Annotated in this window: 20 protein-coding genes; 4 read left to right on the forward strand and 16 right to left on the reverse strand. The window is 69.4% G+C overall.

Annotated features, from left to right (window positions below):
- Positions 1 to 2: 2 nt before the first annotated feature.
- The 4 genes from DN771_RS06805 to DN771_RS06820 all read right to left on the reverse strand — a co-directional run bounded on the left by DN771_RS06805 (position 3) and on the right by DN771_RS06820 (position 4203).
- Positions 3 to 1919 (reverse strand): chymotrypsin family serine protease, encoded by a 1917-nt coding sequence (locus DN771_RS06805; RefSeq protein ID WP_116996609.1) that lies wholly within the window; start codon positions 1917 to 1919, stop codon positions 3 to 5.
- Between the two features lie 45 nt (positions 1920 to 1964).
- Positions 1965 to 2219: a hypothetical protein gene (locus DN771_RS06810; RefSeq protein ID WP_116996610.1), complete on the reverse strand. Its 255-nt coding sequence runs from the start codon at positions 2217 to 2219 to the stop codon at positions 1965 to 1967.
- 26 nt (positions 2220 to 2245) lie between these two features.
- Positions 2246 to 2986, reverse strand: coding sequence for an AfsR/SARP family transcriptional regulator (locus DN771_RS06815; RefSeq protein WP_116996611.1), 741 nt, complete (start codon positions 2984 to 2986; stop codon positions 2246 to 2248).
- A 71-nt stretch (positions 2987 to 3057) separates the two neighbouring features.
- Positions 3058 to 4203: a type III PLP-dependent enzyme gene (locus DN771_RS06820; protein WP_205528449.1), complete on the reverse strand. Its 1146-nt coding sequence runs from the start codon at positions 4201 to 4203 to the stop codon at positions 3058 to 3060.
- Between the two features lie 269 nt (positions 4204 to 4472).
- Between DN771_RS06820 and DN771_RS06825 the strand changes: the two genes are divergently transcribed.
- Positions 4473 to 4754, forward strand: a complete 282-nt coding sequence (locus DN771_RS06825) for a hypothetical protein (protein WP_162941647.1) — start codon at positions 4473 to 4475, stop codon at positions 4752 to 4754.
- Between the two features lie 126 nt (positions 4755 to 4880).
- On the opposite strand, the gene DN771_RS29345 is transcribed toward DN771_RS06825, so the two are convergent.
- Positions 4881 to 5039, reverse strand: coding sequence for a hypothetical protein (locus tag DN771_RS29345; protein ID WP_162941648.1), 159 nt, complete (start codon positions 5037 to 5039; stop codon positions 4881 to 4883).
- Positions 5040 to 5170: 131 nt separating this feature from the next.
- Between DN771_RS29345 and DN771_RS06830 the strand changes: the two genes are divergently transcribed.
- Positions 5171 to 5494: an STAS domain-containing protein gene (locus tag DN771_RS06830; RefSeq protein WP_116996613.1), complete on the forward strand. Its 324-nt coding sequence runs from the start codon at positions 5171 to 5173 to the stop codon at positions 5492 to 5494.
- On the opposite strand, the gene DN771_RS06835 is transcribed toward DN771_RS06830, so the two are convergent.
- Together DN771_RS06835 and DN771_RS06840 are read right to left on the reverse strand one after the other, a co-directional pair.
- On the reverse strand, positions 5491 to 5931 hold the full coding sequence (locus tag DN771_RS06835; protein WP_116996614.1) for an ATP-binding protein: 441 nt from the start codon (positions 5929 to 5931) through the stop codon (positions 5491 to 5493). The two genes, DN771_RS06830 and DN771_RS06835, sit on opposite strands and share 4 nt — an antisense overlap.
- Before the next feature lie 136 nt (positions 5932 to 6067).
- Positions 6068 to 7288, reverse strand: coding sequence for a pyridoxal phosphate-dependent aminotransferase (locus DN771_RS06840; RefSeq protein WP_116996615.1), 1221 nt, complete (start codon positions 7286 to 7288; stop codon positions 6068 to 6070).
- A gap of 268 nt (positions 7289 to 7556) precedes the next feature.
- Here DN771_RS06840 and DN771_RS06845 point away from each other — a divergent pair, with 268 nt between their 5' ends.
- On the forward strand, positions 7557 to 7913 hold the full coding sequence (locus tag DN771_RS06845; protein WP_162941649.1) for a hypothetical protein: 357 nt from the start codon (positions 7557 to 7559) through the stop codon (positions 7911 to 7913).
- Between the two features lie 37 nt (positions 7914 to 7950).
- On the opposite strand, the gene DN771_RS06850 is transcribed toward DN771_RS06845, so the two are convergent.
- From DN771_RS06850 to arfA, 9 genes are all read right to left on the reverse strand, one after another.
- Positions 7951 to 8436, reverse strand: coding sequence for a hypothetical protein (locus DN771_RS06850; protein WP_162941650.1), 486 nt, complete (start codon positions 8434 to 8436; stop codon positions 7951 to 7953).
- A 198-nt stretch (positions 8437 to 8634) separates the two neighbouring features.
- Positions 8635 to 9531, reverse strand: coding sequence for an alpha/beta fold hydrolase (locus DN771_RS06855; RefSeq protein WP_116996811.1), 897 nt, complete (start codon positions 9529 to 9531; stop codon positions 8635 to 8637).
- 32 nt (positions 9532 to 9563) lie between these two features.
- Positions 9564 to 10544, reverse strand: a complete 981-nt coding sequence (locus DN771_RS06860) for an aldo/keto reductase (protein ID WP_116996618.1) — start codon at positions 10542 to 10544, stop codon at positions 9564 to 9566.
- A 53-nt stretch (positions 10545 to 10597) separates the two neighbouring features.
- Positions 10598 to 11848 carry a family 1 glycosylhydrolase gene (locus DN771_RS06865; protein ID WP_116996619.1) on the reverse strand — a complete coding sequence of 417 codons (1251 nt, stop codon included), beginning with the start codon at positions 11846 to 11848 and terminating at the stop codon, positions 10598 to 10600.
- On the reverse strand, positions 11845 to 12867 hold the full coding sequence (locus tag DN771_RS06870; RefSeq protein WP_116996620.1) for a glycoside hydrolase family 43 protein: 1023 nt from the start codon (positions 12865 to 12867) through the stop codon (positions 11845 to 11847). Before DN771_RS06870 ends, DN771_RS06865 begins: the two co-directional genes overlap by 4 nt.
- Complete coding sequence (locus DN771_RS06875; RefSeq protein ID WP_116996621.1) at positions 12864 to 13691, reverse strand: carbohydrate ABC transporter permease; 828 nt, start codon at positions 13689 to 13691, stop codon at positions 12864 to 12866. The genes DN771_RS06870 and DN771_RS06875 overlap by 4 nt, the downstream gene beginning before the upstream one ends.
- Complete coding sequence (locus DN771_RS06880) at positions 13688 to 14617, reverse strand: carbohydrate ABC transporter permease (protein ID WP_116996622.1); 930 nt, start codon at positions 14615 to 14617, stop codon at positions 13688 to 13690. Before DN771_RS06880 ends, DN771_RS06875 begins: the two co-directional genes overlap by 4 nt.
- Positions 14614 to 15954, reverse strand: a complete 1341-nt coding sequence (locus DN771_RS06885; protein WP_162941651.1) for an extracellular solute-binding protein — start codon at positions 15952 to 15954, stop codon at positions 14614 to 14616. Before DN771_RS06885 ends, DN771_RS06880 begins: the two co-directional genes overlap by 4 nt.
- A gap of 88 nt (positions 15955 to 16042) precedes the next feature.
- The gene (gene arfA / locus DN771_RS06890) at positions 16043 to 17551 is read right to left on the reverse strand and encodes an arabinosylfuranosidase ArfA (protein WP_116996624.1); all 1509 of its coding nucleotides are present in this window, start codon (positions 17549 to 17551) and stop codon (positions 16043 to 16045) included.
- A 122-nt stretch (positions 17552 to 17673) separates the two neighbouring features.
- Between arfA and DN771_RS06895 the strand changes: the two genes are divergently transcribed.
- A complete protein-coding gene (locus DN771_RS06895) occupies positions 17674 to 18702 on the forward strand; it encodes a LacI family DNA-binding transcriptional regulator (protein ID WP_116996812.1) in 1029 nt (342 codons plus the stop codon).
- Positions 18703 to 18722 lie beyond the last annotated feature (20 nt).

Raw genomic sequence — 18722 nt, forward strand, 5'->3', positions numbered from 1 at the left:
CGTCAGCCCGGGGCGCGATACATCGGGCGCCGGCCGCGGTTGCGGTCGGCCTCGCGGCCGAGGGGGCCACGACCGAGGTCGGGCCGCAGCGTTCGCGGGATGAAGTGCTCCGAGCCCGACTTGGCCGCCCGGTCGTCGCAGCCGCACCCGCCGCCACCGCCGCAGCCGCACTCGACGTCGGTGCAGCAACACAGCCCGAGCAGGATCGTCTCGTCCTGGGGGCAGACGATGCGCACGTAGGCGATGTCGGTCCCCTCGATCGTGAGCGTCTGCTCCACCATCTGCGTCGGTGTCATCGTCGCGGTGCCGGCGAGCGTGCCGTCGCTGTTGTAGGCCTCCATCGTGGCCGGCTGGGAGAAGTGCACGAGGGTCGCCTGCACGGTGGGACATCCGCGATCGAGCTTGATGTCGGTGGTCCAACCGGCGTTGAGGCCGGTGAACGGACCCCAGTTGACGATCTCGGTCGCCGGCAGCGAGGCGCCGTTGTAGTCCGACACGTGCACGGAGAAGGGCGGCGCCACCACCGGGTTGGCCCCCGGGCCCGGCATCAACGCCGTGAACTCCACGCACGGAGGGCGCCGGCGACGGCGGGCCCCAGCGCGCGCCGCGGCGGCACCGGCCCGCGTCCCGATCGGTCCCCGGGTGACGGGCGGCTGCCCGCCGAACACCGGCGGCTGTCCACCCCCGGCCACGGGTGGCTGCCCGCCGAACACCGGCGGTCCACCGCGCTCCCACGGATTGCGTTCCCACGGGTCGTAGCCCTCGAACTGGCCGAACTTCTCGTACGCCCACTCCTTCCACTCCTTGATGTACTCCTTCAGCCGCTCCTTGACCTCGAACTCCTTGGTCTCGAGCTTCTCGATCTTGAAGTGCTTCTCGTCGAGGAACTCCTTGACGATCTCCTTCTCCCACTTCTTGATGCCCGTGCAGATCGACACGTCGAGGGCGGACAGCACGGCGGCGATCTGGTTGGCCACGCCGACGGTGCCCGACGAGTTGCCGGCGAAGTAGAGGCCGACGACGTTGTTCGACGCGTCGACGACGACCGAGCCCGAGTCGCCCTTCTTGCCGAAGAAGGCGCTCTGTGCGGAGTCGTTGACGATGCGGATCTGGTCGGTGAAGGTGACCACGCCCAGGCCGTCGCCGTAGTCGACGTTCGTCGTGTAGTCCACGGCGGTGACGGTTCCGTGGGTGAGCTCGGTGGTCCGCCCTCGCTTCCGGACGGCCATCGAGTTGGTCGCCACGGCGGTCCCGTTGACGTCGCCGATCTCGAGGATCTCGCAGACGTGGGGACGGCCGGCGATCGACGAGACGGCCGCGTCGACGCTGGACGTGAGCTGGGCCCGGACCAACGCGCCCACCTGGTCGCCGGGGCAGCTCCCGCCATCCACCCTGCTCGGTTGCGCCATCGTGTTGCCGACCGCCCACGAGTCGTCGACGCACATCACGTGGAAGTTGCTGAGCATCATCGGATCGTTCGTCGCGTTGTCGCGGACGATGCACCCGAGCGTCCCGACGAACACGTAGTTGCCCGCCTCAGGCACATCGGGTGGCTCGAGGTGGATCGAGCGGCACGGGCCGATGCTCATCCCTCCCTCCAGCGTGGCGTACGTGGTGGCGTCGACGAGGGGGGCGATGTCTTCGAGTCGGATCGCGCCCATCAGCTGCATCGGCTCGATGACCTCTTCGATGACGTCGGTCGGGATGCCGTTGATATCGGCCGGGATCCGCTGCTTGGCCGGTACGTCCTTCTTCTCGCTGACGGTCACGACGATCGCGATCGTCCCCGTGTCGACGCCATCGGTGACCTTCGTGCCGGTGAAGACACCGGTGACGTTGGCCAGACCGAGCAGGTCCTGCTCGTTCTCCGCCTTGACCCGGCTGACTTCCTGGCGGCGCCGGTTCTGGTCCTCTGCCATGTGGGGCTCCCTCCCTCTCGAAGACGCCATCGTCCCCGGGTCGCGTCACCGGTGCGTCACGGCTCCTGGGTCACCGAGCGTCGCCAGCCACCGCTCGACGACGTCCAGGGCGGCCGCGGCACCGACGACGTTGACGGTCCGGCGCCGGCGCCGAGCGACGTCGGGTTGGAACTCGACCCGGATGCGGGCCGTCGCCGGATCGCCGGATCGATCGTCGGACCGCTCGAACGTGACGCTGAGGCAGCACACGGCAACGAGCGGCTCGCCGCCCCCCGCCGCAGGTGCATCGGCCGCGTTCACGCCCGCTCACCGTACGTCCGGGCGCGTCACCGTGGCGTCAAGCACCCCTCCATCAACCGCTGCAGCTCGGCACCAGGCGCCAGACCCAGTTCGGTCTCGATCAACCGCGAGTAGCGCCGATACTGGCGGATCGCCGTGGCGTGATCGCCACCGGCCAGGCTCGCCCGGACCAGCAGGGCGTTCGAGGACTCGCGCAGCGGGTCGCACTCGACGGCCGCCAGGGCGGCCATCACGGCGAGGTGGTGATCGCCCCGTTGCAGGGCGCCGGCGGCGAGGCGTCCGTAGAGGAGGACCAGTTCGGCGCGCACCCGCTCGCGCTCGAACACAAGCCACGAGTCCCAGCATCCTGGGAGCAGTTCGCCGCGGATGGTCTCGACCATCAGCGGGTCGGGCTCCTCACCGCTGTGGCGCAGGCGGCGGGCGGCGAGCTCGACCGAACGGACGTCGACGCCGACGTGGTCGTGCACGCCGAGGTGACCATGGACGATCTCGACCACGTCGTGTCCGGCGACGTGGAGCCGCCACAGCGCCGTTCGCAGGTTGGCCGCAGCCCGCTCGTCGGTGGTGTCGGGCCACAACGTCTCGGCGACGTACGAGCGCAAGAGGCGTCTGTCGTGCAGGGCGAGGAACGCGATCACCCGCTGGCTCGACGGAGCGACGTCGATCGTCTCGCCGCCGCGGCGCAGGTCGAAGCCTCCGAGCAATCGGACTTCGTACGCATCAGAGCACCGCGCCTGCGCCGCGCTCTGGACCGACAACGTCGCCATGACAGCCCCGTGCTCTCTTCGGACCCTCCTACGAGTCAGGAGTCGTCGCCGGGACCGCTGATACGCGCCCGTCAGATGTAGTGCTCGGCGAGCGGGGCGAAGCCGTTGAAGCCGACCGAGCTGTACGTCGTGGTGTACGCGCCGGCCGACATGATGTCGACCATATCGCCCTCGGCCAGTTCGAGCGGGAGCTGGTAGTCGGCCTTCTCGTAGAGTACGTCGGCCGAGTCGCACGTGGGACCGGCGATGGCCACCGGACCGACTGGGCCGCCGTCGCGATTCGTGCGCAGGCGATAGCGGATGGCCTCGTCCATCGTCTCGGCGAGACCGTGGAACTTGCCACAGTCGAGGTAGACCCAGCGCGGCTCGTCCGGCGCTCGCCGGGCGACCAGCACGACCTCGCTGCGCAGCACGCCGGCATCGGCGACGAGGTAGCGGCCCGGCTCGACCATCAGGTCGGGCAGCTGATCCCCGAACGCGCCGTCCAGCGCCTTGCCGATGGCCGTGCCGTACTCGCCGAGCGACGGCGCCGCTTCCCGGTAGGAGCCGGGGAGCCCACCGCCGAGGTTCACGAACGACGGTGCCGCGCCGCCATCACGCGCCCGGTCGAAGACGCCGGCGACCACGCCGAGCGGCTCGTCCCAGGCGGCGGCGTTGCGCTGCTGCGACCCGACGTGGAACGAGATGCCGCACTCCGAGCCGGCGTTCGTGGCGTCCACGAGCAGGCGGGCCGCCTCGTCAGGCGTGCAGCCGAACTTGCGAGTCAGCGGCCAGTCGGCCGTCGCCCCGTCGTACCGCACGCGGACGCAGACGGAACTGCCGGGGGCGACCGACAGCACCTTGTCGAGCTCCTCGGCGGCGTCGACGGTGTATCGGGTGACCCCCACCGACGCGGCGTAGGCGACGTCGCGCCGCTTCTTCACCGTGTTGCCGTAGGACAGGGACCCGGCGACGGCCCCGGCCTCGAGGCACAGGTCGATCTCGGCGGGGCTGGCGACGTCGAAGGACGACCCGACGGCGACGAGCCTGCGGAGCACGGCCGGCGCCGGGTTGGCCTTGACGGCGTAGTAGACGACGGCGGCCGGCAGGGCGGTGACGAGCTCGTGGTAGCGATCGGCCACGACGTCCACGTCGACCACGACGAACGGGGTCGGTGGGCGTTGCTCGTGGAGGAACTGGTCGAGCTTGGTCGTGGGCTTCACCACCTGGGTCGTCAACGGTCACCTCCCTGCACGGACGTGCGCGCGCCGTTCGCGCCCACGCTGCTCCATCGAGCGCGGCGACGGTATCGCCGCATCGGCGCGAAGTCGCGATGACCCCGCGAACCGGCGAGTCTGCCGTGGCCGCCCGTGCGGCGCGGCGAATTGTCCGGCGGCCTCGGCGTGCCGCCGGCCTCTCGTCACGAGCGACCGCTACCCGGCGCCGGAGATGGGTACCCCACTGCCATGACACATGCCAACTCACGGGCAACCAGGCGGTGGGGACGATGACCACCGCCGTGATCGTGGTGGCGATCGCCGTGACGATCGCCGTCGTCGCCTGGTTCCTGCTCAACCGCCAGCATCCCGAGACCGCGGCCGGTCACGACGAACCGGACCGCCACGGCTCGGCACAGTTCTTCGGCGACGTCAACGACCGTCCCGGTGATCCCGGCGCGGAAGCCGATGGCGTGGCCGGACCCGGCCAGCCCGCTCCTGGCGCCTCGGCGTCGGCCGTGGACTCCCCGCAGGGCACGGATCGGGCAGGAGGGCCTGTCGACCGGCGGTGATCCGTCGTAGAGGTCGTCGAGATCGTCGCGTGTCGACCGACGGCGACGGACCGCTCGAGTACGGCGGCGGATCGGTCCCGACCGGCGCCTTCGACGACCGCGATCGAACGGTGGGGCCGGGCCAGCTCAGCCGGGAAGTCCCGATCCCTCGCCCGGGTCGAGGTCCACGCTGGTGTCCTCGATGTCCACGTCGAGATCGCCGTCGCCGTCATCGTCATCTCCGCAGGCGGCGAACGCGAGCGGGGCGACAGCGATCGCGGCGAGGATGGTCAGTTGCTTGCGCATGAGGCCTCCGAGATGTGACGGCGCCGGCTCGTTCGCCGGCGTTGTGCATCCCGGGTACCCGGCGGAGCGACCACGCAGTCGTCTCCACCCCGGCCACCCACGCCCACGTCGTGGTCACATAACATGCTCCCGTGGCGTCCGAGCACTACCACGTCGAGGTGGAGCCGGCCGACGCGGCCGGGTCACCGGTGGTCACGGTGTCGGGGGAGCTCGACATCGCCTCGGCCGCCACGCTGCTCGGCACGTTCGAAGCGATGCGGCCGTTCCGGCATCCGGTGGTCCTCGACGTCTCCGGAGTGTCGTTCATCGACTCGTTCGGGCTGCGCACGCTCTTGGCGATCCGCGACGCGGGGGCCGAGGACGGCTACACCGTCACGCTGCGTGGGGCGGGGGCCGATTTCCGGTCCGTCCTGACGCTCGCCGGGCTCGTCGACGCCTTCGACCTCGGCGACTAGTGGTCTGTCGCCGGACGCCGAGACGGCGGTCCGAGCCGGCGCCGATGCTCGTCAAGACTGATTCGAGCCCAGACGCGCTTGCCGCGGCCGGTCGGGGTCCATCCCCAGTGCTCGGCCAGCTGCGCAACGATGCCCAGCCCGTAGCCACCCTCCGGACCTCCCCGGCGGCGGCGAGGCGGCGTCGAGTCGTCGTCGTCCACCCCTACGACCACGGCGTCCCCGTCGAGGCCGAGCGAGAGCGTCGGTGCGCTGACGGCATGAGTCACCGCATTGGCGACCAGCTCGGAGACGACGAGCACCACGTTCTGGCGCGACTCGCGAGCCACCTGCACGCCGTCGAGCCAACGCTCGACGTGGCGGCGGGCCCGGCCGCACGAGTTGGCCGCCAGCGGAAGGTCGGCAGTGCGGCGAGGGAACGTGATCATGGACTGCGGCATGTGAACCTCCGAGCGGCACGTACCCACCAGGCGCGTCAAGCGTGCGCGTTCAGCACGGGACAACTGTCTCGTCCTGACGGCGTTGGTGCGACCCGAGCTGGGACGGCCTTCCGAACGTGGCCAGACAGCCGTCGCGTCAGTTGGCGGTTGGCTCGTAGGTCGAGAGGAACCGGCCGAGCCGGTTGATCGACTCGGTGAGATCCTCGGCCCAGGGCAGCGTGACGATGCGGAGATGATCGGGACGGTGCCAGTTGAATCCCGTGCCCTGGACGACCAGGACGTGCTCGGCGCGAAGGAAGTCGAGCACGAGGCGACGGTCGTCGGTGATCGGGTAGACCTCCGGGTCGAGCCGTGGGAAGACGTAGAGGGCGCCCTTGGGCTCGACACACGAGACGCCGGGGATGGCACGCAGGGCGGCGATCGCCGCGTCGCGCTGAGCGCGCAGCCGCCCGCCCGGCAGCACCAGGTCGTTGATGCTCTGGCGACCGCCGACGGCCGTCTGGATTGCGTGCTGCGCCGGCACGTTGGCACACAGCCGCATGTTGGCGAGCAGGCTGATCCCCTCGAGATAGCTCTGGGCATGCGTCCGCGGACCCGTCACGACCATCCAGCCGGAACGGAACCCAGCGAGCCGGTAGGCCTTCGACAGCCCGTTGAACGTGAGCACGAGGACGTCGGGCGCGACGGCGGCCATGATCGTGTGCTGCGCGTCGTCGTAGAGGATGCGGTCGTAGATCTCGTCGGCCATCACCACGATCCGGTGGCGGGTGGCGATCTCGGCGATGCCGCGGAGCACCTCGGGCGAGTACACGGCGCCGGTGGGATTGTTCGGATTGATCACGACGATCGCCTTGGTGCGGGACGTCACCTTGGCCTCGATGTCGTCGAGGTCGGGCTGCCACCCCTCGCTCTCGTCGCAGAGGTAGTGCACCGCGCGGCCTCCGGCGAGCGTCGTCGCCGCAGTCCAGAGCGGATAGTCCGGCGCCGGGATCAGCACCTCGTCGCCGTCGTTGAGCAGCGCCTGCAGGGCGACCTGGATCAACTCGCTGACCCCGTTGCCCAGCCACACGTCGTCGGGGTCGGAGATGTCGAGGCCACGCGTCTGGTAGCTCTGCACGATGGCCGTGCGGGCCGACAGCAGCCCCTGCGAGTCGGCGTAACCCTGGGACTCGGGCAGCGTGCGCACGACGTCGACGAGGATCTCCTCGGGCGCCTCGAAGCCGAACGCCGCCGGGTTGCCGATGTTCAGCTTGGTGATGCGGTGTCCGAGACCCTCGAGCCGGCGTGCCTCGTCGAGCACCGGGCCGCGGATGTCGTACAGGACGTTCGCCAGCTTCTGCGACTGCTCGATCTCCATGACGCTTCAGTTTCCTCCGGCCCCGCATCAGGCAACGGGCGAGGCCGTTGCGACGCTACTGGCGCCACGTGCCGGCAGCCCACTCGCCTGGAGTTGACGGTCGCCTCGCAACCGACGGAGAACGCCAGATCGTCGGGGGCGTCAGCCGTCGCCGGGGCGGCGGGCCTCCGCGTCGCCGGCGTGGCGTTGTGGCTCGTCGCCCGAACGCGGCAGTGAGCTCTCCGAGAATTCGGCCGCGCCGCTGACGCCCGGTCGCCAGAATGCGGAGGTGGGACGGCGAGCACGACTGATCGAACAACTGCAGCCCTTGCTCGAGCCCGGCGAACGGATCTCGCATCTCTTCGTGGCGAACCACGGAGTGGCGCGGGCGAGCCGGGTGGCGATGATGGCGATCGCCGTCACCGACCGCAACATCGTGTCGATCCCCGTCAAACACATGTGGCGTTGGAAGCTGTCGGGAACGCACGTGACCCGGTGGCCTCGGGTCGCCTTCGACGACGTCCCCGACGCGCTCGTCGGGTTCGACCGGTGGAGCTGGAACGGCCTCGATCTGTGGCTCGATCGCCCCGGGCGCAACGAGGTCAAGGACGCCAACACCGCGTTGGCCGGCGCGCCCGCGGGCTGACCCGGCCGCAACCCCGGCCCGGCCCGGCCCGGCCCGGCTACATCGTGTCGTAGTAGATCTGCAGCTGCTGCATGGTCACGATGTGGGTGACCATGATGTCGTTGAGCACCTGGGCGTTCGACTGCGGCGTCACCGCCGGACCCTGGAGCTGGTCGAGCATCCCGTTCTCGTCGACGTCGGTGAACACGGTGTCCCACACCATGTCGCCGTCGGTGTCGACGGCGATGATGTCCACCACCCCGTTCCCTGACGAATCGGACGCGGTGGTCTCGAACGTCCCGTTGCGGTCGAAGTCGGCGATGAACCCTTCGAAGTAGCCGTTCTCGTCGATGTCGGCGCCGATCACGTCCGTGACCCCGTCGCCCGACGAATCGATGTGGTACTGGTCGCCGACACCGTTGCCGTCCTCGTCGTACCAGCCGTCGGCCGCGGCGGGCATCGCCGCGAGACTCAGCGCCGCGAACGTTGCGGCGATCGCCGTGACGCCTCCGGCGACCCCGAGCTGTGCCTTCCGTCTCTTCATGTCATCCCCCTCGTCGTGATCTGACGGCGGATGAGACGGAGCGAGGCGTCCATCGGTTCCGCCGCTGATCGACACCGTCGGCGCGATCCCCGCCGACCGGCTGACCGAAGCCGTCGAACGAGCCACGAACGAAAGGCTCGTGCGCCACCCCGCAACCGTCGACGACCCCGTCACCGCCACGCCCACCACACCGAGCGATCAGCTCCCCGAGCGCAGGATCTCCTGCAACGGCGGCCCGCTGCTCGCGCTGGCGGGAGTGTCGGCGATGAACGAGAGCAGCACGTCGACGAACCGATCCGGCGCCTCGGTGTGGGGGAAGTGCCCGACGCGACGGAGGATCTCCAGCCGGCTGCCGGCGATCGCCTCATGAGCTGTGTGGGCATGGGCGACCGGGATGATGCGGTCGTCCTCGCCCCACACGATCAACGTCGGCACGTGGGCTGCCATGTACAGACGGTCGAGGGCGCTGACCGTCTGACCGCCCGTGTCGATGACGGTCCGGATGGTGCGGACGAACGCCTTGCGGTCCTCGGCGCCGGCCAGCGAGCTGTAGGTACGCCACAGCTCACCGAGGCGGGGAGACCGCAGCCCGCGCCGGTTGAGGAAGCGGCTCACGTCGGTGCCCCTGTCGGCCACCCAGCGCGAAAACACCAAGGGCATCGCATACTCGGCGAACGGCAGCGTGCCGAGGCGGAGCAGCCAGCTCACGTCCCGGCCGAGCCCGCCGCTGTCGACGAGGACCAACCGGTCGCACACCTCGGGGTGCTGGTAGGCGACCTGCATCGCCACGCCACCGCCGAACGAGTGGCCCACGAGGGTGGCCGACTCGATGCCCAGCGTCACCAGCAGGTCGCGCAGGCCGCTCGCGTGGGCTCCCAGGGAGTAGTCGCCCATCGGCTTGGCGGAATTGCCGTGGCCGAGGAGGTCGGGCGCGATCACGTCGTGTGTCCGCGCCAGCCCCGGCATCACGTCCTTCCACGTTCGGGAACTGCCCGCGAGCCCGTGGATCAGGACCACCGCTTCTCCGGAACCGCCCCGTCGGTACACCACGTCGTGGCCGTGGATGGTCACGTGCTGCCGAGCGAAATCGCTCACGGTCTCGCCGGCCGGCCGTGCCGGATCCGCCGTCACACGGGCCCCCGGATGTGGTGGCGGACGTCGCTGGCGTAGTAGTCGGCGAGCCGGCGGTGCAGCTCGGCGGGGAGCGGGGCGAGGTCGCTGCTCGACGCGTTCTCGACCACCTGTTGCGGGCGGGTCGCGCCGGCGATGATCGTGGACACCGCCGGCTGGTCGAGGATCCAGCGCAGCGCCATCTGCGCCGGCGTGAGGCCCGCCGGCGTCATCGTGACCAGATCGTCGGCGATCGCCACCGCTCGCTCGAACGGCAGTCCCGAGAACGTCTCGCCGACGTTGAACGCAGCGCCGTCGCGATTGAAGTTCCGGTGATCGCTCGCGGCGAACTGCTGCGACGCGGTCATCTTCCCCGAAAGCACCCCCGACGCCAGAGGCAGCCGGACGATCACTCCCACGTCGTTGGCTGCCGCGGCCGGCAGCACGGCGTCGATCGCATCCTGGCGGACCAGGTTGAAGATGATCTGGATCGAGGTCAGCGCCGGGTGCTCCACGGCGAACAGTGCCTCGTCGACCGTCTCGACGCTGACGCCGAACTCGCGCAGCAGACCGGCGTCGCGGAACTCCTCGAGCCACGACAGCAGATCGCCTGCGTGCAAGACGTCGGCCGGCACGCAGTGCAGCTGGACGAGATCGAGCACCTCCACGCCCAGCCGTTGCAACGACCCTTCGAGGCAGCTGCGGACCTTGTCCTTCGTGTAGCCGTCCGGATACACCGATCCGTCACGCCCGACCTTGGTGGCGACGATCCGCTCCCCCGGGTAGGCGGCAACGTGGCGACCGATGCGGGTCTCGCTGAGTCCGCCGCCGTAGACGTCGGCGGTGTCCCAGAACGTGATCCCCTGGCTGTCGGCGGCGGCCAACACCGCGTCCGCCGTCTCGTCGCTCACGGGACCGAAGTCGTTGCCGAGCTGCCAGCAGCCCAAGCCGATCTCGGACACCCGATAGCCGCTCTTACCCAACGTCCGATAGTGCATCGTTCGACCTCTCTGGTGCACTCCCAATCCTACGGGCGCCGCCCGGCGGCGGATCAGGCGATCACGGTGACAGCGCGCGACCGCCCCCGGCGCCCGAGTCGGGGTTCGACCCCCTGTTCGGACAGCTCGGCGAGACGCCGGTACAGCTCGCCGACCGGGTGCGGTCGACGATCGAGTCCGACCAGCCCGCACGGGTTGACGATGCCGCGATCGCGGGTGAGCGCGCTGTCCCAGTCGACGTGGTCGATGAACCCGTACCAGCAGAAGCCGCGGATCGGGAGACCTCGCTCCTTCAGCGCCATCGCGTCGTTCCACACCTCCGCCAGCCATCCCGGCGCCAGCCGCCCCGCGATGTTGGTCTCGGAGAGCATGAACGGCAGTCGATAGCGGTCGTAGAAGTCGAGAGCGAGCGCCTGGAAACCGCGCCGGCGATCACCAGCCCGCGTGACCCGGCCGGCCGCATCGACCACTCGTTCGTTGCCCTTGTAGTAGTCGTGACCGATGATGCACCCTTGACTGCTGCCGTTCGCAGCGAACCAGTCGAGGCGCTCACCCGATATGCCGTTGGATCGCAACCAGTCGACGACGCGGCGGGTCGGCTCCCGCCCGTAGGAGAGGTCGTAGGCCACCCAGCTCCGTTCGGTGAGCAGCCGCGCCAGCTCGACGTTGTCCCTGTCGGAGGGGTCGGCCGGCGCGTAGGTGTCGCACGCATCGCTCTGGATGAAGATCGCATCCGGCCGTCGCTCGCTGATGAGGTGCATCCCGCGGACCGCGCAGTGAGCGACGTTGTCGATCGCCGCGACGAACGACACGTCGTCGCGGCGACGCTCGTTCCACAGGCCTTCCCTGGCCGAGAACCATGCCGTGACGTAGGGCTCGTTCACCGGTGTGTAGTAGCGGACCCACGGGTAGCGCTCGACCACCGCCTCCACGAAGCGCTCGTACCGCGGGATCAGTGCCGGGTCCCCCACCGCGCAGATGTCGTCGGGGAGGCCGAAGTGCAGCAGGTCGAGGATCGGCTCGATGCCTGCCGTCCGCAGTGCGCCCAGCGCCCGGTCGGTCCAGTCCCAGTCGAAGCGGGTGGGGTCGGGATCGTTGGCGACGACGTGGAACGGCACGCCGTATCGCAGGTAGCGGATCCCGAACGAGGCGACCAGCTCGAGGTCCTCGCGGTAGCGCTCCCAGTGGCCGGTCTTGCGCAACTCGTCCTGACGGATGCCGCCCGCGATCACAGGCGCGGAGCACTCGATCCCCGCGGCGACGACGAATCCCTCGTCGACCTCCAACACTGGCGGCGGCGTCATCGCCGCGGCTCGCCCGGCGCCGGTTGCGGGTCGGACGTCGGCCCGGCGATGATCGGCCGGCCAGCACGGAACTCGACACGGTCGATCCGCAAGGCGCGTACACCCGCGGGATAGCCGACGTCGGGACCGGTCCACGCGTGATAGGCCATCCACGGATCGCCGTCGGGACCCTCGACGATCATCTGGCCGCCGGGTCCCATGACTTCGGCGGTGAACTCGAGGATCGGTCCCTCCCCCGGCTTGCGGCACGGACCGGTCGCCGTGTCGCAGGTGGCGTAGCCGACGGCGTAGTCGACACTGTCCCACCGGTTCGCCGAGTAGAACAGGTAGTACTCGCCGTCGACCTCGACCATCGCCGGGTTCTCGATCAGCGGGATCTCCCACGGTTGGTCGCGCTCGATCAGTGCCACCGGTTCGCCGGAGAGCGTCAGCCCGTCGTCGGCGAGTCGCTGTGTCCACAGTTGGACAGGCTGCGCGCAACAGTTCCCGTCGTTCTTCCAGTAGAGGTAGAGCTGCCCGTCGACGTCCCGGTACGGATACGGGTCGATCGAGCCCCCGAGCGGCACCTGGCACACCAACGGCTCCTCGCTCTGATGGTCGAACGGGCCGTTCGGGGCGGCCGCGGTGGCGACACCGATGCATTGACGACCGGATTCGTCGTGCCGCGAGACGTAGTACAGCAGGAACCGGCCGGCGTGCTCGATGACGCCCGGCGCCCACGTGTCTCCGAACCCGAGGCGCGCCCACGCCGGCAGCGCCGGCAGGGCATCGCCCACCCGCTCCCACTCGACCATGTCGGTCGAGCGGATGACGGGGACGTTCGACGTCCCGGTGTTCGTGGAGTACGCGTAGTAGACGTCCTCGACACGCACGACGTGCGGGTCGGGAAAATCTCGCGGGTACACCGGGTTGGTGTACGTCGCTCCGCCAGGCTCCGACGTGGCGTCGGCTGCCGCCGTACCTGTCGGCGCCGGCACCGCCGCCGTCAGCAACACGAGTACCGCCGTGGCCGCCCTCATCCTTTCAACCCCGTGGTCGAGATGCTCCGCACGATGAACCGTTGGGCGCTGACGAAGAGGACCAACACGGGCAGCGTCAGCACCAGCGCGCCGGCCATCAGCTTGCCGTAGTCGAACGTGTACTGGCCCTGGAGCGTCGCCAAACCGACCGGAAGCGTCTGCATCTCGCGGTTGCCGCCGGTGACCAGCAGCGGCCAGAGGAAGTTGTTCCACGACTCGAGGAACGTGATCACCCCGAGCGTGGCGAGAGCACCATGTGAGAGCGGGAGCACGACCCGGATGAACGTCTGCCAGGTGTTGGCACCGTCGACGACGGCCGCTTCCTCCAGCTCGCGCGGCAGGCTGAGGAAGAACTGACGGAGGAAGAACACGCCGAACACTCCCGATAGGCCCGGGGCGATCACACCCTGATAGGTGCCCAGCCAGCCGAGGTTGGCGATCGTGATGTAGTTGGGGATCAAGAACATGATCTGGGGCATCACGAGCGTGGCGAGGAGCAGACCGAACAGCACCTTGCGGCCGCGGAACTCCATGCGGGCGTAGGCATAGGCCGCCATCGAGTCGAGGATCAGGGTCAGCAGCGTGAAAACGGTGGCGATGAGGAAGCTGTTGAGGAACCAGCGCCGTACCGGCAGCGTCGGGTCGCGGAAGATCGACGTGAAGTTCTCCCACGTGGGCGCATGGGGAATCCAGTTCGGATCGAGCCACTCGGCGGACGGTTTGAAGGCAGTGACCCCCATCCACAGCAGCGGCAGGACGAAGAACAGCCCGAACACCGACAGCAGGAGGTAGCGCAGCACCCCGTAGACGCGTCCGGCGTTCATGCGCCCTCCTTCCGTCCGAACACGCGGAAGTTGATCGAGGTGAGCACCAGGAGGGCGGCGGCCACGACCACGGACATGGCGGCGGCGCTGCCCATCTGATTGCGCTGGATCCCTTCGATGTAGATCCGGTAGATCATCGACTCCGTCCGCTGCAACGGACCACCGGCGGTCATGATGAACGGCTGGGCGAAGAGGTTGGCCGAGGCGATGAGCGTGATGGTGAGCACCAGCACCATGACCGGCCGCAGCATCGGCAGGGTGATCCGCGTGAACTGTTGGATCGGCGATGCCCCGTCGATCGATGCCGCCTCGTAGAGCACCGCTGGGATGTCCTGCAGGGCGGCGAGGAAGATGATCGTGTTGAAGCCGATCGTCCACCACACGGTGGCGATGGTGATCGCCGCCCAGGTCTCGGGCATGCTCGACAACCAGCTCGGCCCGTCGACACCGATGATCGACAGGATGTGGTTGAGCAGGCCACCGGTCGGTTGGAAGATCCACCACCAGAGCACGGCGGCAGCCGTCGCCGACAGCGCGTAGGGGGCGAAGAAGAGCGTGCGGAACACGTTGCGGCCCGGGTAGCGGCCGTTGAGCAGCACGGCCAGGAACAAGGCGACGATCACGAGCGGCGGCACGCTCCACAGCAGGAACTCGCCCGTGTTACGCATCGACCGCCAGAAGTCGTCGTACTGGACGCTGTTCGGGTCGATCAGGTTGTGGTAGTTGTCGAGCCCCACGAACGGCCGCCGCTCCGGTCGGAGGAAGTCGTACTCGAAGAGGCTGGTGTAGATCCCGCGGGCGAACGGCCACAGGAGGAACGCCGCGAAGAAGACGAAGTGCGGGAGGATGAACAGGTACGGCGTCGCCCTCGACCGAGGCCGGAAGACGGCGCCGTTCGCCGTCGTCCGGCCTGAACCGCGAGTCATTCGGCCGCGTACCGCTCGATGTTCTCGTCGATCACTTGCTGCGATTGGGCCTGCGCCTGCTCGAGCGCGGCCGCGACGTCGTCGGTCTCACCCATCAGGACCGCATCGACCACGGGCCCGAACTGGTTCCAGAGCGCGCCCTCGAGCTCGGGCACCTGCGGCAGGATGATCGCCCGGTCGACCACCGACGCGATCCGCGAGATCGGTGCCGCCACCTCGGCCAGCATGTCGCTCTCGCGAGCCGTGGTGCGCGCCGGGACCTGACCGGCGGCGGCCCACTCGACGGAGTTGTCGGACAGCCACTTGATCCAGCAGGCGGCGGCCGCCTGCTCGGCGGGATCCTCCGTCGTGAGGCCGAGCTGGTGCGAACCGGCCCAGACCGCGTACTCATCGCCGACCTGCGGCATCGGGGCGAAGCCGACGTAGTCGAGTTGCGACAGGTCGGCGATGTGCCATGGACCGTGCATCACGATCGCCGCCTGCTCCTGCTTGAAGAACGCCACCTCGGGGTCGTTGGCACCGGCGATGTCCGGCGAGTACTGCTGCTTGAGCTCGTTGACGTACTCGAGTGCCTGCACTCCGGCCTCGCTCGCATAGGTGGCTTCGGTACCCTCGTCGTTCGACACCGCACCGCCGAACTGGGCGATGAACGTCTGGAAGAGAGTGGCGCCCTGGAAGCCGGTGCCGATGGCGATCGGCTGCACGCCGGACGCTTCGAGGTCGGCGAGCATCGCTTCGAACGCCTCGCGGCTGAGCGGTTCGGCACCCGGCTCCTCCACGCCGGCCGCAGCCAGCATGTCCTTGTTGTAGTACATGACCAGGGTGTGGATGTCGAGTGGGATCGAGTATCGCTCACCCCCGTACTCGCCCCGCACCCAGACGTTCTCGGGGAAGTCCGCTCCGAAGTCCTCGCCGAGGATCGCCTGCGTCTCGTCGGTGAACGGTTGGAGCACGTGACGCGCCGCGAGCTCTCCCACGTTGATCACCCGTACCACGGTCATGGCCGGTAGCTGGCCGGCCGCGGCCGCGGCGTTGAGCTTCTGCACGTACTCGGGTTGCGCGACGTGTTCGACGGAGATGCCGAGACCGTTCTCGCTGCTGAAGCGCTCGGCCAGCGTGGTCATCGTCTCGCCGTCCGGCCCGGTCAACGGGCTCCACATCTCGATCGACTGACCCTCGGCGGACGCCGGGCACGACGACTCTGCCGACTCTGCCGGAACGGTGGTCGCGGCGGCTGCGGTCGGCACCGTCACCAGGGCCAGCATCGCGGCGAGCGGAACACCCGCCGATCGCCCTGCGAAGAACCGGCGGCGGGCGGAACGTGAATGTGATGTCATTGGTCGTCTCCTCATCGGTGGACTCGGTCGATTGGCTCGGTCGATTGGCTCGGTCGATCAGCTCGGTGTTCGTCGTGTTGGTCGGGGTTCAGGTGGCTCGATGGGTGAACCGCAGGAGGTGCCACGACGCCGGGGGGACGACGACGGTCAGTTGACCCTCCTGCGGTTCGGGGGCTGTCGTGGTGCAGGCCCGCACGGCATCGGGCTGCGCGGCCGAGTTGACGACGGCCGACGTGCCCGCCTCCACGACGAAGTGGGCGCCGGCACGCCACGAGCCCTTCGGCAGCGTGACCGCCGCGGCGACCGGCTCCGCCGGCGAACGATTGACGAGGATGACCGTGCACTCGCCCGCGTCGTCGTCGATCGTGGCCACCGCGTCCAGCGTCTCCACGTCGCCGAAGCGTGCTGTGTCGTGGCGCGGCGAGGTGATGGCCGGACGGAGAACATCGCCCGAGGCGTAGCGGGCGGTGAGCGCGAACGGGTCGAAGATCGCCTGCCGCCATGCGGGCCCGGAGGGTTCGGTCCGGATCGGGGCGATGACGTTGACGAGCTGGGCCAGGCAGGCGATCGTCACCCGGTCGCCATGGCGCAGCAGGCAGGCCAGCAGGCCACCGACGACCACCGCGTCGAGCGCCGAGTAGTCGTCCTCGATCAGGTGGCGCTGCTCGGCGAACTCGAGCTCCGCCTCACCAGGGAACCTCGACTGGTACCACACGTTCCACTCGTCGAACGACAGCTGGATTCGCCGGCGGCTCCGCAGCCGTGCGCCGACGGCGTCGGCGGTCGCCGCCACGCTGGTGATCATGTGGTCCATGTCGACCGCGCTCGCCAGGAAGCTGGCCACGTCGCCGCCGGCCGGCTCGTAGTAGGCGTGCAGCGAGACGAAATCGACGTGCTCGTAGGCGTGCCCGAGGACGGTGCGCTCCCACTCGCCGAACGTCGCCATGCCCGAGTTCGAGCTCCCGCAGGCCACCAGCTCGATGTCCGGGTCGATGCGCCGCATCGCGTGAGCGGTCTGGCGGGCCAGCCGACCGTACTCGTCCGCCGTCTTGTGACCGAGCTGCCACGGCCCGTCGAGCTCATTGCCGAGACACCACAGCCGTACGCCGTAGGGCTCGGCGTGGCCGTGCTCGGCCCGCAGGTCCGAAAGCGCCGTCCCACCCGCGATGTTGGTGTACTCGAGCAGATCGCAGGCGGCTTCGATCCCCCGCGTGCCCAGGTTGACCGCCAGCATCGGCTCGGCGCCGAGACGCCCGACCCACGCCAGGAAGTCGTCGGTGCCGACCCGGTTGCGCTCGATCGCCCGCCAGGCGAGATCGAGCCGGACCGGCCGTTCGCCGGGCGGTCCCACGCCGTCCTCCCAGCGGTAGCCGGACACGAAGTTGCCACCGGGGTACCGCACCACGGTGACCCCGAGCTCGGCGGCCAGCTCGACCACATCGCCACGGAAGCCGGTCGCGTCGGCTGTCGGGTGCCCGGGCTCGTGGATGCCGCCGTACACGCACCGACCCATGTGCTCGACGAACGAGCCGAACAGACGGCGCGGCACAGGGGCGACCGTGAAGCTGCGATGGAACGTGATCTGCGCCTCGAGCATGCGTCCCTTCCCCCTGGCGGTCAACGATGCGGCCCTGTCAGTTCTACAGCGTTGTAGATCACGCTGTAAAGACCTGATTGCGCGAGACTGCGACCGTGCCGGCGAGGACGCGCCCAGTGACGATGCGGGAGGTCGCCGAGGCGGCGGGCGTCTCGATGAAGACCGTGTCGAACGTCGTCAACGACTACCCGTTCATCAGACCCGAGACGCGCAGCCGCGTGCTGAAGGCGATCGACGCGCTCGGCTACCGCCCGAATCTCTCGGCCCGCAACCTCTCGCGCGGGCGCACGGGGCTGATCGCCCTCGCGCTGCCCGAGTTGGACGCCCCGTACTTCGCCGAGATGGCGCGCCTCGTCACCGCCGCCGCAGCAGCGCATTCGTGGACCGTTCTCATCGAACAGACCGATGGCCTTCGATCACGCGAGATGATGGCGCTCCAGGGTGTGCGCACCCACCTCGTCGACGGCGTGATCCTCAGCCCGCTGGCGCTCGGTCCCGAGGAACTGGGCGCCAGCGGGACGGCGCCGGTGGTCCTGCTCGGTGAACGGGTCTCGGGCATCCAGCTCGACCATGTCGCCATCGACAACGTCGCCGCCTCGTTCGAAGCGGTGCAACACCTCGCGGCAAGCGGTCGGCGGCGCATCGCGGCGGTCGGCGCCCAGGCCCGGGAGTCGGCCCAGACGGCGCACCAGCGGTTCACCGGGTACCGCGGCGCGCTGGAAGCGGCAGGCCTGCCCTATCGGCCCGAGCTCGTTCGCCCCGCCGGGGAATGGCACCGCGAGGCCGGCGCCGCCGCAGCCCACGAGCTCTTGCGCCTCCCCGAGCCGCCGGACGCGATCTTCTGCTTCAACGATCTCCTCGCTCTCGGCGCGCTGCGGGCGCTCTACGAGCATCGCGTCGACGTACCGGGCGAGATCGCCGTCGTCGGGTTCGACGACATCGAAGACGGGCGGTTCGGCAGGCCGTCGCTGACCACCGTCGCCCCCGACAAGCCCTACATCGCCACGACGAGTGTCGAGCTGCTCGCCACGCGCCTGCGTCGACACCCGCCTCCCCCACCGCCACAGGAGGTCACGGCGGGTCATCGACTCATCGTCCGGGAGAGCTCGTCGTCCGAGCACGTCTACGCGCCTCGCGAATTGCCGAGCTGAACGTCGGTCCTCGACGGGCG

Origin of the sequence: Desertimonas flava, from assembly GCF_003426815.1 — a bacterium.
GTDB lineage: Bacteria > Actinomycetota > Acidimicrobiia > Acidimicrobiales > Ilumatobacteraceae > Desertimonas > Desertimonas flava.

Coding starts and splice junctions, on each gene's coding strand:
- DN771_RS06805 (WP_116996609.1), bottom strand. CDS start 1,919: ATGGCAGAGGACCAGAACCGGCGCCGCCAGGAAGTCAGCCGGGTCAAG.
- DN771_RS06815 (WP_116996611.1), bottom strand. CDS start 2,986: ATGGCGACGTTGTCGGTCCAGAGCGCGGCGCAGGCGCGGTGCTCTGAT.
- DN771_RS06825 (WP_162941647.1), top strand. CDS start 4,473: ATGACCACCGCCGTGATCGTGGTGGCGATCGCCGTGACGATCGCCGTC.
- DN771_RS29345 (WP_162941648.1), bottom strand. CDS start 5,039: ATGCGCAAGCAACTGACCATCCTCGCCGCGATCGCTGTCGCCCCGCTC.
- DN771_RS06835 (WP_116996614.1), bottom strand. CDS start 5,931: ATGCCGCAGTCCATGATCACGTTCCCTCGCCGCACTGCCGACCTTCCG.
- DN771_RS06840 (WP_116996615.1), bottom strand. CDS start 7,288: ATGGAGATCGAGCAGTCGCAGAAGCTGGCGAACGTCCTGTACGACATC.
- DN771_RS06850 (WP_162941650.1), bottom strand. CDS start 8,436: ATGAAGAGACGGAAGGCACAGCTCGGGGTCGCCGGAGGCGTCACGGCG.
- DN771_RS06860 (WP_116996618.1), bottom strand. CDS start 10,544: ATGCACTATCGGACGTTGGGTAAGAGCGGCTATCGGGTGTCCGAGATC.
- DN771_RS06865 (WP_116996619.1), bottom strand. CDS start 11,848: ATGACGCCGCCGCCAGTGTTGGAGGTCGACGAGGGATTCGTCGTCGCC.
- DN771_RS06870 (WP_116996620.1), bottom strand. CDS start 12,867: ATGAGGGCGGCCACGGCGGTACTCGTGTTGCTGACGGCGGCGGTGCCG.
- DN771_RS06875 (WP_116996621.1), bottom strand. CDS start 13,691: ATGAACGCCGGACGCGTCTACGGGGTGCTGCGCTACCTCCTGCTGTCG.
- DN771_RS06880 (WP_116996622.1), bottom strand. CDS start 14,617: ATGACTCGCGGTTCAGGCCGGACGACGGCGAACGGCGCCGTCTTCCGG.
- DN771_RS06885 (WP_162941651.1), bottom strand. CDS start 15,954: ATGACATCACATTCACGTTCCGCCCGCCGCCGGTTCTTCGCAGGGCGA.
- arfA (WP_116996624.1), bottom strand. CDS start 17,551: ATGCTCGAGGCGCAGATCACGTTCCATCGCAGCTTCACGGTCGCCCCT.
- DN771_RS06895 (WP_116996812.1), top strand. CDS start 17,674: ATGCGGGAGGTCGCCGAGGCGGCGGGCGTCTCGATGAAGACCGTGTCG.